The sequence below is a fragment of the Acinetobacter sp. SFD genome (assembly GCF_001647575.1).
GTDB classification, from domain to species: Bacteria; Pseudomonadota; Gammaproteobacteria; order Pseudomonadales; family Moraxellaceae; genus Acinetobacter; species Acinetobacter pecorum.
In genome coordinates this window covers 1-12,237 of the sequence record NZ_LSZJ01000018.1, presented here as the reverse complement: position 1 = coordinate 12,237, position 12,237 = coordinate 1, and the positions used below count along the sequence as shown (strand labels likewise).

At 42.8% G+C, this 12,237-nt stretch carries 17 protein-coding genes; 13 read left to right on the top strand and 4 right to left on the bottom strand.

All coding sequences use genetic code 11. The features are described 5' to 3' along the window. Positions 1-16: 16 nt before the first annotated feature. Positions 17-826, bottom strand: coding sequence for a lysophospholipid acyltransferase family protein (locus AY605_RS14420; RefSeq protein ID WP_064097068.1), 810 nt, complete (start codon positions 824-826; stop codon positions 17-19). Between the two features lie 189 nt (positions 827-1,015). Between AY605_RS14420 and AY605_RS15355 the strand changes: the two genes are divergently transcribed. The 8 genes from AY605_RS15355 to AY605_RS14385 all read left to right on the top strand — a co-directional run bounded on the left by AY605_RS15355 (position 1,016) and on the right by AY605_RS14385 (position 5,934). Next, the gene (locus AY605_RS15355; protein ID WP_265732888.1) at positions 1,016-1,147 is read left to right on the top strand and encodes a hypothetical protein; all 132 of its coding nucleotides are present in this window, start codon (positions 1,016-1,018) and stop codon (positions 1,145-1,147) included. A gap of 77 nt (positions 1,148-1,224) precedes the next feature. Continuing rightward, complete coding sequence (gene hflX, locus AY605_RS14415; protein ID WP_064097067.1) at positions 1,225-2,565, top strand: ribosome rescue GTPase HflX; 1,341 nt, start codon at positions 1,225-1,227, stop codon at positions 2,563-2,565. 34 nt (positions 2,566-2,599) lie between these two features. Continuing rightward, positions 2,600-2,971: a hypothetical protein gene (locus AY605_RS14410; RefSeq protein WP_064097123.1), complete on the top strand. Its 372-nt coding sequence runs from the start codon at positions 2,600-2,602 to the stop codon at positions 2,969-2,971. 9 nt (positions 2,972-2,980) lie between these two features. Beyond that, on the top strand, positions 2,981-3,655 hold the full coding sequence (locus AY605_RS14405) for an LrgB family protein (protein ID WP_064097066.1): 675 nt from the start codon (positions 2,981-2,983) through the stop codon (positions 3,653-3,655). 86 nt (positions 3,656-3,741) lie between these two features. Next, positions 3,742-4,188 carry a DUF2147 domain-containing protein gene (locus AY605_RS14400; protein WP_064097065.1) on the top strand — a complete coding sequence of 149 codons (447 nt, stop codon included), beginning with the start codon at positions 3,742-3,744 and terminating at the stop codon, positions 4,186-4,188. A 198-nt stretch (positions 4,189-4,386) separates the two neighbouring features. Then, positions 4,387-4,836, top strand: a complete 450-nt coding sequence (locus tag AY605_RS14395) for a DUF2147 domain-containing protein (protein ID WP_064097064.1) — start codon at positions 4,387-4,389, stop codon at positions 4,834-4,836. Positions 4,837-4,897: 61 nt separating this feature from the next. Continuing rightward, entirely contained in the window at positions 4,898-5,347 is a 450-nt protein-coding gene (locus AY605_RS14390; RefSeq protein ID WP_064097063.1) for a DUF2147 domain-containing protein, read from the top strand. A 140-nt stretch (positions 5,348-5,487) separates the two neighbouring features. Next, positions 5,488-5,934, top strand: coding sequence for a DUF2147 domain-containing protein (locus AY605_RS14385; protein ID WP_064097062.1), 447 nt, complete (start codon positions 5,488-5,490; stop codon positions 5,932-5,934). 53 nt (positions 5,935-5,987) lie between these two features. On the opposite strand, the gene AY605_RS14380 is transcribed toward AY605_RS14385, so the two are convergent. Genes AY605_RS14380 through pdxA form a run of 3 tightly spaced genes read right to left on the bottom strand, consistent with a single transcriptional unit; the run spans position 5,988 to position 8,654 of the window. Then, positions 5,988-6,833 (bottom strand): symmetrical bis(5'-nucleosyl)-tetraphosphatase, encoded by an 846-nt coding sequence (locus AY605_RS14380; protein WP_064097061.1) that lies wholly within the window; start codon positions 6,831-6,833, stop codon positions 5,988-5,990. Positions 6,834-6,839: 6 nt separating this feature from the next. Then, positions 6,840-7,652 carry a 16S rRNA (adenine(1518)-N(6)/adenine(1519)-N(6))-dimethyltransferase RsmA gene (rsmA, locus tag AY605_RS14375; RefSeq protein WP_064097060.1) on the bottom strand — a complete coding sequence of 271 codons (813 nt, stop codon included), beginning with the start codon at positions 7,650-7,652 and terminating at the stop codon, positions 6,840-6,842. A 33-nt stretch (positions 7,653-7,685) separates the two neighbouring features. Next, on the bottom strand, positions 7,686-8,654 hold the full coding sequence (pdxA, locus tag AY605_RS14370; RefSeq protein ID WP_064097059.1) for a 4-hydroxythreonine-4-phosphate dehydrogenase PdxA: 969 nt from the start codon (positions 8,652-8,654) through the stop codon (positions 7,686-7,688). 305 nt (positions 8,655-8,959) lie between these two features. On the opposite strand from pdxA, the gene rplM reads away from it, so the two are divergent. The 5 genes from rplM (at position 8,960) to AY605_RS14345 (ending at position 11,879) form a co-directional block, all read left to right on the top strand. After that, complete coding sequence (rplM, locus tag AY605_RS14365; RefSeq protein ID WP_004281682.1) at positions 8,960-9,388, top strand: 50S ribosomal protein L13; 429 nt, start codon at positions 8,960-8,962, stop codon at positions 9,386-9,388. A gap of 13 nt (positions 9,389-9,401) precedes the next feature. Next, on the top strand, positions 9,402-9,788 hold the full coding sequence (rpsI, locus tag AY605_RS14360; RefSeq protein WP_064097058.1) for a 30S ribosomal protein S9: 387 nt from the start codon (positions 9,402-9,404) through the stop codon (positions 9,786-9,788). Between the two features lie 333 nt (positions 9,789-10,121). Next, complete coding sequence (locus tag AY605_RS14355) at positions 10,122-10,775, top strand: glutathione S-transferase N-terminal domain-containing protein (protein WP_064097057.1); 654 nt, start codon at positions 10,122-10,124, stop codon at positions 10,773-10,775. Positions 10,776-10,784: 9 nt separating this feature from the next. Continuing rightward, on the top strand, positions 10,785-11,213 hold the full coding sequence (locus AY605_RS14350; protein WP_064097056.1) for a ClpXP protease specificity-enhancing factor: 429 nt from the start codon (positions 10,785-10,787) through the stop codon (positions 11,211-11,213). 18 nt (positions 11,214-11,231) lie between these two features. Continuing rightward, positions 11,232-11,879 (top strand): hypothetical protein, encoded by a 648-nt coding sequence (locus AY605_RS14345; RefSeq protein WP_064097055.1) that lies wholly within the window; start codon positions 11,232-11,234, stop codon positions 11,877-11,879. The last annotated feature ends 358 nt before the right edge of the window (positions 11,880-12,237 follow it).

The following is a 12,237-nucleotide window of genomic DNA, read 5'->3' as shown; positions in this document are numbered from 1 at the left end:
TTCTAAAAAACTCCGTTTACCGAGGCTTTTTTAATACTCGGGATTGCAACTCATGTAAGCCTTCCTGCATTTTTTCCTGTACCTCACGAGTCAGACTGTCTACCGTATGCCCCTCGGAAGAAATTGCAGGCAAAGCCATTAAATGTGCAGTAACTTCTGGCATTTCCAGTACTTTTTTGACATGGGCAGCAAAACTCAGATCATTGACATACGGCGCGACCAGATCCAGTTCACCCTGCTGATTCACATAACAGATCAAACAGATTTGCACTGGACGGTTAGCTTCAATCGCAGCCCCTAGAATCCGGCCATGAACTTTTTTAATAAAACGGCCATCTGAAGTCGTGGCTTCAGGAAAAAACAGCACCGGAATATCCTGCTTGAGAAAATCAGTAATTTGTTCACGAATTCTGACAGAATCTCCAGAACCACGTTTAATAAACAAGGTACCGCCGCCTTTGGCCAATTTTCCGAAAACAGGCCAGTTTTCAATCTCGGCCTTGGCCAGGAAAAATACGCGTGCTCCTGATCCCAGCACTGCAATGTCTAGCCAAGAGATATGATTGCTTACCCATAAAGCGGGTTCACGTGGAATCTCCCCATGCACCTGCACTTTAATATTAAAAACCTGACACAGTTGGCGGCAAAAATATTGCACATAACGGGTATTGGAGGGATTATTCGGATTTTTATATAAGCCATGACGAAAAACCAGATAAAATCCGTTACTAATGGCTGCCAGCAAGGCACCAATTTTTCTTGTATAGAGGAAGAATTTTGTCAAGCCACGTATGTCGGATGTTTGATCTTGTACAGTCGGGTTCATAAAACGTCACTAAAATCCTAAGCTAGATACAGGGAATATCCACGAATTAAACTCATTCTATACTGTTCATTCGCAACTTGCATTGATAATAAAAATCGGCCAATAACATCTATATCTACAATTTTAATTGGATTAAAAAATCATTCAAAATAAAACTATTGAAATATTAGATTGAAAAGGATCGCAGCCATGCCAGATCGAACACAGCCCGCGAGAGAAACACTTCAGCCTTTACAAGTGCTCAAATATATTTTGGGTGGCACCCTTATCTATGCCGTAGTACTGGTAACACTTGCACAACTATTTATTAGCGCACTTTAAACCTAAGCCGCACTAATTCAGTATCTGTATAGTCCGTTTTCTACTACACTTAAGTTTTTAAGTGGAGATCGGCCTGAGTGGAATATTTACAACAACATCGAGGGAAAGAGCGCGTCATTCTGGTGAGTGTCAGCGTACAAATGCTGGATGACCTTGATGCTGAAGAATTTCGTTTGCTGGCCCAGTCTGCAGATGCCGAAATTCTGGAACATATTCATGCTCAGCGGGTTAAACCTGATGCCAAATTTTTTATCGGCTCCGGCAAGGCAGAAGAAATTGCCGAACGTGTAAAAGAACTGGATGCCAATCTGGTCATTTTTGATCATGCCTTAACCCCTGCGCAAGCCCGGAACCTGGAACAGGTGATCAAATGCCGCGTGGTAGATCGTACTGAACTGATTCTGGATATTTTTGCCCAGCGCGCCCGTACCTACGAAGGCAAGCTGCAAGTTGAACTGGCACAATTACAGCATTTATCTTCGCGCTTGATTCGTAGTCGTGGCAATCTCGACAGCCAGAAAGGCGGGATCGGTTTGCGTGGTCCGGGTGAAACCCTGCTGGAAACAGATCGGCGCTTGCTACGTATCCGTATGGGGCAACTCAAGGCACGTATTGATAAAGTCCGCCAGACCCGGATGCAAGGTCGTGTAGCCCGTCAAAAAGCAGCTGTTCCAACAGTATCTTTAGTCGGCTATACCAATGCCGGCAAGTCGACCCTGTTTAATTTACTCGCCAATAGCGATGTTTATGCAGCCGATCAGCTGTTTGCCACTTTGGACCCTACCTTACGGCGTCTGGAATGGGATGGTATCGGCAATCTGGTATTGGCCGATACGGTCGGTTTTGTCCGTAATCTTTCCCATTCACTGGTGGAATCCTTTAAGGCAACGCTGGAAGAAACCGTTGAAGCCACACTGTTACTGCATGTGATTGATTCAAGTAGCCCAGATATGCTAGAACAGATTGAAGCCGTTGAAAAAGTGCTGAAAGAAATTGGGGCCGATGTTCCCATCCTTCAGGTTTACAATAAAATTGACTGTAGCGGTGAAGAAGCCAAAATTATTTATCGACGTCCGGGTGAACCGGAACGGGTCTATGTCTCGGCACATACTGGCGAAGGTATCGACCTGCTGCGTAAAGCGGTACATGAATCCTTGATGGGGCAACTGCAGTCCTTCGATTTAATTCTTAAACCCGCCTATGGCAAGCTGCGCAACCAGCTGTACAGCTTGAATGTGATTCAGTCTGAACATTATGATGATGAAGGCCAACTGCATCTGCACATTCGAATTGCACCACAAAAACTGGAACAATTGATTAAACAGGCGCATTTACCTTTAGACGAAATTTTGGGAAAACAGGCGCAGCAGTTTCAACGTCCACTGGAAGCGTTTGAAATCCAGTCAAAGATCGAGTAAAACTTGATAAGTAAACTTATTAATGATCAAAGTAATGAACTGGATAAAACAAATTGACTGGCCAGCATGGATCGGCACCCTGTTACTTATTGTTATCTTTCGGGAAGCTTCGGTCTGGTTAATGACCCAGCTGAATCATCCTGAACTGGGTAATCTGGTCGGGTTATTAAGCCTATTAATTGCACTTTTTACTTGGCGCTATTTCGGCAAACTCCCCGCTCGCCTGGTGGATACCAATAACAAACTGATGAAGGAAAGTGCCTTTGCTTTCCTTCCCGTCAGTGCAGGTGCCCTAATGATGCTGGTACATATGGGCCAGAAAATTCCGGCTTTTCTGTTCATCATGTTTTTTAGCACCCTAATTCCTTTATGGGTGTATGCCAAAATGGCCAAGCGCTGGTTATAGGAGTTCCGCATGTTATCTATTTTGTATGGCTTCGCGGTCACACTCATCGCCTATCTGATTGCCAAACCCTGTAACCGGATCATTCCGCAAATTCCCGTCATCGTATTTAGCATGTTTTTTGTGCTGGCACTTTTATTTGCACTCGGAATTCCCTATGAAAATTACATGGATGAAGTAAATCCACTTTTCAACCATTTACTCGGCTATGTAACAGTCGCATTGGCTATTCCTCTGGCTGCCATGCGCTATGATGATTTGCCGCTCAAAGCCATTATCGGCATTTTGGTCTTTGCCAGTATCAGTGCGGTTGCCTTACCGATGGGTCTGGCTTATCTGCTACATATGGCTTCTGCCGACATTCTGGCTTTTGCTACTCGTGCCGTCACTACACCAATTGCAATTAATATTGCCACCCTGCTGGATGCACCGATCAGTATGGTTATTCTGATTGTGATTCTCTCCGGTGTAATTGGTGCGGCTTTTTCTCCGTTTATTCTGAGACATATTAATGATGAACGTGCATCCGGACTCGCCTTGGGACTGGCAGCACATGCCATCGGCACAGCTCAGGCCTGGCAGCGTGGCAGTGTTGCGGGACGTTATGCTGCTTTTGGCATGGCGGTAAATGCAGTCTTTACTGCAATCTGGTTGCCAACTTTTATACTGTATCTGCAAAAAATGTGACTAGTGAATCAAATTAATTGTTTGTTTTATGTGGTAATCGTTCTTACTATAGAGTAAGAACACTAATCTCACCTAGGAACAGATATATGAAAAAGGTTCAATTCTTTTCAACTTTACTTTTAGCCTCTTTCAGCCATCTGGCTTTGGCCTCTGACCTTTCAGGGACATGGCGAAGCATTGATGACAAGACCGGCTCGTCTAAAGCATTCCTGGAGATTCGTGAGACATCGGAAGGCGTCTATACGGCTAAAATTACCAAAATCACTCCGCGCCCTGGTTATACAGCAAAAGAAACCTGTGTTTCCTGTCCCGCTCCATATACCAATAAGCCAATTCTAGGACTGGATGTACTGACAGGCCTGAAATACACAGGCAATAACAGTTTCAGTCAGGGCAAACTTCTCGACCCATTATCAGGCAACATTTACAATACCAAAGCGAAATTGAGTGCCAATGGAAAACGTCTGACATTGCGTGGCTATGTAGGGGTTTCAGCACTGGGCCGTAGTCAGACCTGGATCAAATATGAATAAGTCAGGTTTAATCACATAAAATGTGATTAATTTATGCTTTAGTAGATAGAAGCTTGCATTTTTATACATTAAGTTGTATGAATATTAGACACATGCTTTTTCATGCAATAAAGATTATGAAAATGTATTCGGGTAATGTGCAGCAACGTTCACCACATGGAATTGGGTGAACGTTAATTAAAAAAATAAGGATATAACATGCATAAAATTGCAGCTTTAACTATTATTTCAGCTTCTTTATTTACTGGCTCTATGGCGTTTGCTCAGGAACTGTCTGGCCTATGGCAACAGATTGATGATAAAACTGGCTCACCTAAAGCATTGATTGAAATGAAAACTGAAGCAGATGGTTCCTATACAGGAACGATTACTAAAGTCACACCCCGCCAGGGTTATACACCACGGGAAAAATGCATCAAATGTCCGGCACCTTATACAGATAAACCGATTTTGGGTTTAGATGTCATTAAAGGATTGAAGCCCACCACCAAAAATAACTTTGCACATGGCCAGGTACTCGATCCACTCACCGGCAAAATTTATGATTTAAAGGGGCGGATTTCCGCCAATGGGAAACGACTGACCTTACGTGGATATATTGGGATATCTGCTATCGGGCGTACACAAACTTGGATCCGTCAGGATTAATAAAATAGCACTTCGGTGTTGGGGATCTTTTATTTCATCCATAAAAAAAGAGATAAATATAATGAAACAATTTAAATTAGTATTAATGTTCTTCGTGACAATGATGAGCGGGATGATTTATGCACAGGATTTAACTGGCACCTGGCAGCAAATTGATGACAAAACCGGCTCACCAAAAGCGATTATTGAAATTCGTCAAAATGACAATGGGAGTTTTGCTGGAAAAATTGTCAAAGTGACTCCACGTCCAGGCTATACACCTCAGAAAACCTGCAATAAATGTCCGGCCCCTTATACCAATCAACCTATTTTAGGCATGGACGTTTTGACTGGTTTAAAAAATGTGGAAGGCACCAATAACTACGAGAAAGGTAGAGTGATTGATCCACTATCAGGTAAAATTTATGATGCCAAGGTACGCTTGAGTGCGAATGGCAAACGTTTAACCTTGCGTGGTTATGTTGGGGTTTCCGCTTTAGGCCGTAGCCAGACCTGGATCCGTCAGGACTAATAAATTCTGAGTATACAAAAGCTGCCGAATTGGCAGCTTTTTAGTGCATTCATTCTAGATTTTTTCAAATAATTATTGACTATTTTAGTAAGATTTCTAACATGAGCGGCGCTGATAAAAATTCTGTGGAATAAGCCTCTATGTTTAGAAAAATATTGCTTGTCATACTGCTAGCAGCATGTATGACCAACCTTTGGGCAAAAGATATTACCGGGATCTGGCAACAGATTGATGACAAAAGTGGGGCAGCAAAAGCCATCATTGTCATTTTCAAAGAGGACAACAACACCTATTCAGGCAAAATCGTAAAGATCACTCCTCGCCCGGGTTATACGCCACGTGAAAAATGCAATAATTGCCCCGCGCCCTATACCAATCAGCCTATTCTGGGAATGACCATTATCAGGGGCCTAAAACCTGTAGAAGGCACCAATAACTATGAAAAAGGTAAAGTTATTGATCCCTTGGCAGGTAAAATTTATGATGCAAAAATGCGTCTGAACAACACGGGGAAACGCTTAACTTTACGTGCCAGTATTGGTGTTTCTGTATTGGGCCGAAACCAGACCTGGATTCGGGCAGACTAAATTTAAAATTAAAAAAGCCACGTGTAATCACGTGGCTTTTTTAATAGCTTTACTTACATCACCGGATTGTTAACTGCAAACATCTGCTGGTCTTCCAGACGAAATGCCATCAGCTGATTGCCCCAAACACAGCCACCATCGACATTCTGAATCCTGTCTGAAATGGTTTTACCATTTAAGGCTGCCCAGTGACCAAACAGGATCTGATTACTTTTCGCAGCCTGAGACTCAAAATCAAACCAGGGTTTAAAGCCTTCCGGCATCGGATCATCCAGCCCATCTTTAAAACTGTATTCCAGACGTCCTTCTGTATCGGTTAAACGCATTCGGGTGAGATAGTTTACGATACAGCGAATACGTTCTTGACCTTGCAGTTGATCTGACCAAAGTGCCGGCTCTTTCCCAAACATCTCTTTGAGAAAATTATCCAGCACATCAAAGTCATCATGAGCAATAATTGCTTCTACTTCCTGTGCCAGCTGTGCAGTTTTTTCTGCACTCCAGAGACTCGGAATCCCGGCATGGGTCAGAATAGTCTGCTCATTGGGAAATAAACAAAGTGGCTGTTTACGTAGCCAGTCAATCAGTTCATCGCTGTCGATCGCATCAATGACATCCTGAACATTGTCTTTTGCTTTTACTGGCTTGATGCCGCGGGCATAGGCCAGCAACGTTAAATCATGATTTCCCAAGACAGTTGCAGCCGCACCCTGCTCAGCCAGTTTCTTGATAAACCGCAGTGCGCCAATTGAGTTTTCACCCCGTGCCACCAAATCTCCGGCAAACCAGATAAAATCCTGATCTGCATCAAACTTGATTTCTTTAAGCAAAGCTTTCAAAGCCTCAAAACAGCCTTGAACATCACCAATCACATAATTATATCGAGCAGTACGGTTCATCGTAATTTAAGCCACCATTTGATCTGAAAGTGCAACAAACTGTTCAAGGGTCAGGGTTTCTGGACGCGCCATCGGGTCAACACCCGCTTTTTCAAAACCATCTTCGACCAGCATACCCTTCAAGCTGTTACGCAAGGTTTTACGACGCTGGGTAAAGACATGAGATACCAGACGTGCCAGCGCTTTTTCATTCTTCGCCACAATCGGTTTAACTTTATAAGGCTCTAAACGGAATACCGCTGAAGTTACTTTTGGAGGCGGATTAAAAGAGCCTGGTGGTACTTCGAACAGGAAAGTCGGTTTACAGAAATATTGAATCATCACCGACAGACGGCCATATTCTTTGGTATTCGGTGATGCGGTAATGCGATCCACGACTTCTTTTTGCAGCATGAAATGCATGTCTTGCACTTTGTCACCAAATTCCAGGAGATGGAATAACAGTGGCGTTGAAATATTATAGGGCAAGTTACCAACGACACGTAATGGACGACCTTCCTGAAACAATTGAGAATAATCATATCTCAAGGCATCGGCTTCAATAATGGTTAAACGTTCGGGATGCGGTACACGGCCCGGCAGACCAGCAGCCAGATCACGATCCAGCTCAAGTACAGTTAAGGCATCACATTCACCAATTAAAGGTGAAGTCAAAGCGGCCAGACCCGGGCCAATTTCCAGAATGTTCTGACCTGGACGCGGATTGACTGAGCGTACAATTTTGGCAATGACACGCTGGTCATGTAAAAAGTTTTGACCAAATCTTTTTCGAGCCTGATGCCCTTCATCTTTTGGGTTTAAGGCATTAATTTGATACATAAAAACATTTCCAACGTGAGTGATGAACAATAATCAGTGGCGCGCCAGATCGAGGGCTAAATCGACAGCAACGTGCAGGCTGGAACTTTTCGCAAGTCCCGTCCCCGCAAGGGAGAGTGCTGTGCCATGATCAACAGAAGTTCGAATAAACGGTAAGCCGAGGGTAATATTAATGGCTTCACCAAAACCCTGTGATTTTAACACAGGTAAACCCTGATCATGATACATCGCCAGAACAGCATCGGCATCTTTTAGGTTTTCCGGGGTAAACAAAGTATCAGCAGGTAGGCTTAAACTCATGTTGATACCTTGAGCACGATAGCTTTCGAGTACCGGATTGATCACTTCAATTTCTTCCATCCCCAAGTAACCACCCTCACCCGCATGCGGATTTAAACCGCAAACCAGTATCTTCGGCTGTTCAATCTTGAATTTGGATTTCAGGTCGTGAATCAGAATATCAATCACCTGATGCAAGCGTTCAGGCGTAATCGCATCTGCCACGGCACGAAGCGGAAGATGGGTAGTAGCCAAAGCCACACGTAAGGTTTTGGTGGCCAGCATCATCACCACACGCGGGACACCAGCAAATTCCTGATAATATTCGGTATGGCCACTAAAAGAAATGCCTGCTTCATTAATTACAGATTTTTGTACAGGCGCAGTCGCGACGCCGACACTTTTGCCTGACATTGCATAGTCTGCAGATCGACGAAGTTGCTCCAGTACATAAGCAGCATTGTTCGGATTCAATTCACCCAATACCACCTCTTGCTGCAAAGGTACATGCTCTACAAAAAGCTCACCGATACCTGAAGATGCATCCTGCCCGTGATATGGAATCAGCTCAACCGACAATTTAAGTGTCTGAGCACGTTGCTTGAGCATATCCATATCCGCCAATACCACAATTGGGCGCTCATCAACACGCTCTGCAAGACTCAGGCTAATATCAGGACCAATTCCGGCAGGTTCCCCAGTGGTGACATATAAAGGCAGCATCATCTTCTCAATTTGGCAAAGCTGGAAAATATTATAACCCGATCACGTCTACGCTGTAGTGATCATTGCAAAGAGTACTTATAAATCAATATTTTGATACGATTGAAACTATGGTTACAAATATAGTTGCAGTTTTTGCAGCATATAATAGCTTAGGTCTTTCTTTCACCAGGGAGATTAGATAAAATACAGCGCTTGAAATTTTAATTTTCATTTGTGATTCTTCACGTATTCGTTTAGAATCGCGTCTCCTTTAGTTTGGACAGATTCCATAGTCCAAACCAACTATAATAGGTAGTGGTTTAATGAAAACTCTCAGCGCTAAGCCAGCTGAAGTTCAACACGACTGGTACGTTGTTGATGCTTCTGGCAAAACTTTAGGTCGCCTTGCGACTGAAATCGCTCGTCGTTTACGCGGTAAGCATAAAACTTCTTATACTCCTCACGTTGACACTGGCGACTACATCGTAGTTATCAATGCTGAAGAAATCACTGTGACTGGTAAAAAGTCACAAGATAAGAAATACTATCGCCACACTGGTTTCCCTGGTGGTATCCGTGAGACTAACTTTGAAAAGTTAATCGCTCACAAACCAGAAGCAGTTCTAGAAAAAGCTGTTAAAGGTATGTTACCTAAAGGTCCTCTTGGTTATGCAATGATCAAGAAAATGAAAGTGTATGCAGGTACTGAGCATCCACACGCTGCTCAACAGCCACAAGTTTTGGACATCTAAGGGATAACAGCACATGGCTACTAATTATGGTACAGGTCGCCGTAAGACCGCAACTGCACGTGTTTTCCTATCAGCTGGTACTGGTAAACTCGTAATTAACAACCGCACTCTTGAACAGTATTTCGGTCGTGAAACTGCTCGTATGGTTGTTAACCAACCACTTGAGCTTCTTGAAGCGACTAACAAATATGACCTTTACATCACTGTTGCTGGTGGTGGTATCGGTGGTCAAGCAGGCGCTATCCGTCACGGTATTACTCGTGCACTGATCGCTTCTGACGAAACTTTAAAACCTGCTCTTCGTCAAGCTGGTTTCGTTACTCGTGATGCTCGTGAAGTTGAACGTAAGAAACTTGGTTTACGTAAAGCTCGTAAACGTCCTCAATTCTCTAAACGTTAATTCGTTTACCGAATCGGACAAAAAACCCTGGATTTTCCAGGGTTTTTTTATGGGTATATTAGTCGAGTAGATGGAAAGATTTTCTCTTTATTGTTCATGCACATCTTTACCCCATACCCCTTCATGGCACCAGAATGACTTCATCAAATAATAATTTGCAATCCCAATACAGATAAACAGCAAAATGATAGGAAGCTTGATCAGCATTTTATTTTCCTCCAGTTGTTTTTCTTATAATCTACCCCGACTCAAAAGGAGTGACTTTTGATGATTAGTGCTTTTTGGGTTGAATTTTAGTATCCTAGTCTATTCATTAGAAGCTTATCAGGATTTATGTCAGTCGAAAGCGCGCCTCTTCAAGGAATTACTCTCTACAGTCATGCCGATGACTTTCGTTCCCATTGGATTCGCTACGTACTTGCCGAAAAACAGATTAAATATAACCTGATTTTGGTAGATACTGATGATGAGGATTTGGCCAGTCTCAATCCTTATAATCAATTGCCGATGCTGATTGAAAATGAGCTCAAATTATTCAATACGCCGATTATTTCTGAATATATAGATGATCGTTATCGCCAGAATAAACTCTATGCCGATGCTCCAATGCCACGTGCAGAACAACGCCAATATATCTGGCGCTTTGAAAATGACTGGTTGAAACTGGCTGATATCATGCTATGTCATCCTGATACCCTGGATAAGAAAGCCAAAGTTAAGGCACAGATACAGTTACAGGACATTCTGATTTCACTTATGCCCTTATTCCAGCATTTTCCCTATTTTATGTCTGAACAATTTAGTATCCTAGATTGCATGCTGGCACCAATTTTTATCCGTCTGAAACACATGGGTGTCGAATTACCACAGCAGCAATGCCGTCCATTTCACCTGTATTGCCAGCGAATATTCAGTCGTCCTGCTTTTGTAAAATCCATGACATTGCAGGAAAAGAACCGTTATTCAGCGCAACTCAAGCATCTGTAGAGAAACCTCATGTCCGAACAAGAATTCAACCTTAGCCCTACCCGTCCCTATATGGCACGTGCAATCTATGAGTGGGTTTGCGACAACAATATGACGCCTTACCTGCTGGTGGATGCTACACGTCCAAATACAATGGTTCCGGAGCAGTTTGTTAAAGATGGACAAATTGTTCTGAATATCGTACCCCATGCCGTCCATGCGCTGCATATAAGCAATGATGCGATTAGCTTCTCGGCCCGCTTTGGTGGTGTATCTCGGGATATCTATGTACCTATAGAAGCAGTACTGGGTATTTATGCACGTGAAAATGGACAAGGTTTATTCTTTGATCCAAGTGAATATGAGCATACACAAAATGATGAAGATGCTTTAAAATCAAGCACTGAAGAACCAGCTGAACCGCCAAAGAAAAAAACAACTTTAAGACTATTAGATTAAAAATAATGGAGTAAGTGAATGGCTTTTGATTTAGTACAATATTTTGTTGAACAGATAGAAACTCAAAAGCCTGAGCTTCTAAAAGAGTATACAAAAGAAGAAAGGCGAAAATATATCTGCGAAATCAACGCCTTAACTTTAGGTAAACTTATTACTGAGTGGCGTCACAATCCGCAAAAAATTTATAATGAAATCAAACATCCAGATGAATTATATATACTGGAAATTGCCCGCCACCTGACGACCCAAGTTGAAAACAAGTCAGCCTTGTCACGACCGCAACTTGAGCAGGTCACCTCAGAAATCTTTCATTTCCAGCTCAATGAGTTGAAACAGTTACATGATACCGGCAATCATAATCTGAATAGTATTCAAGAACTTCTTAAAGGACAAATTGAACATTTATCCGGTCAAGCAGATGACTGGGTTTGGACAACAAATAAGCTAATAGAACTGAAAGGCTCTAAACCAATTGTACAAGAAGAGCTATCATTGGAAGCATCAATGAAGGAGTTTAATCAAATGGTAAGCCAGAATCAGCAGCATCAAGATGTCGAAGATGTTATTCTTGTAGAAACCCCAACATGGGCAAAGATTGTTGAACCAATCGTAGCCATTGCAATTCTCTGGGTGTTGATTGCAGCCGTTATGCGTGTATTTGGCTAAAATAGCCAGCAGTAAAAAACCAGCGAATTGCTGGTTTTTTATTTCCCTGCATTTCAATAGCGGCATCTATACTTTGTAGGCTTGGTAGGCTCTTATAAGCCAGATTATTTCGACTTAGGACCAGCCCCGTAATCATGTGCCCAAAGCCGATGTTATCGGGCTTTGAAATCACGCTCTCTCCCCTTAGATTATTCCTTTCAGGAAGCTCTAGCCGCTCCAATACCTTTTATACATCTAAAAAGTGACTAAGCTTTTTACCTAAACTTTAGGCCTAAAAAAACACCCCCGGCCTTTAGACCGGGGGTGTTTCGAATAATGAGCTGGCGATGACTTACTCTCACATGGGTAATCCCACACT

Coding starts and splice junctions, on each gene's coding strand:
- rpsI (WP_064097058.1), top strand. CDS start 9,402: ATGGCTACTAATTATGGTACAGGTCGCCGTAAGACCGCAACTGCACGT.
- AY605_RS14400 (WP_064097065.1), top strand. CDS start 3,742: ATGAAAAAGGTTCAATTCTTTTCAACTTTACTTTTAGCCTCTTTCAGC.
- AY605_RS14380 (WP_064097061.1), bottom strand. CDS start 6,833: ATGAACCGTACTGCTCGATATAATTATGTGATTGGTGATGTTCAAGGC.
- AY605_RS14395 (WP_064097064.1), top strand. CDS start 4,387: ATGCATAAAATTGCAGCTTTAACTATTATTTCAGCTTCTTTATTTACT.
- rplM (WP_004281682.1), top strand. CDS start 8,960: ATGAAAACTCTCAGCGCTAAGCCAGCTGAAGTTCAACACGACTGGTAC.
- rsmA (WP_064097060.1), bottom strand. CDS start 7,652: ATGTATCAAATTAATGCCTTAAACCCAAAAGATGAAGGGCATCAGGCT.
- AY605_RS14385 (WP_064097062.1), top strand. CDS start 5,488: ATGTTTAGAAAAATATTGCTTGTCATACTGCTAGCAGCATGTATGACC.
- AY605_RS14345 (WP_064097055.1), top strand. CDS start 11,232: ATGGCTTTTGATTTAGTACAATATTTTGTTGAACAGATAGAAACTCAA.
- AY605_RS14355 (WP_064097057.1), top strand. CDS start 10,122: ATGTCAGTCGAAAGCGCGCCTCTTCAAGGAATTACTCTCTACAGTCAT.
- AY605_RS14410 (WP_064097123.1), top strand. CDS start 2,600: ATGAACTGGATAAAACAAATTGACTGGCCAGCATGGATCGGCACCCTG.
- AY605_RS14405 (WP_064097066.1), top strand. CDS start 2,981: ATGTTATCTATTTTGTATGGCTTCGCGGTCACACTCATCGCCTATCTG.
- AY605_RS14350 (WP_064097056.1), top strand. CDS start 10,785: ATGTCCGAACAAGAATTCAACCTTAGCCCTACCCGTCCCTATATGGCA.
- pdxA (WP_064097059.1), bottom strand. CDS start 8,654: ATGCTGCCTTTATATGTCACCACTGGGGAACCTGCCGGAATTGGTCCT.
- AY605_RS14420 (WP_064097068.1), bottom strand. CDS start 826: ATGAACCCGACTGTACAAGATCAAACATCCGACATACGTGGCTTGACA.
- AY605_RS14390 (WP_064097063.1), top strand. CDS start 4,898: ATGAAACAATTTAAATTAGTATTAATGTTCTTCGTGACAATGATGAGC.
- AY605_RS15355 (WP_265732888.1), top strand. CDS start 1,016: ATGCCAGATCGAACACAGCCCGCGAGAGAAACACTTCAGCCTTTACAA.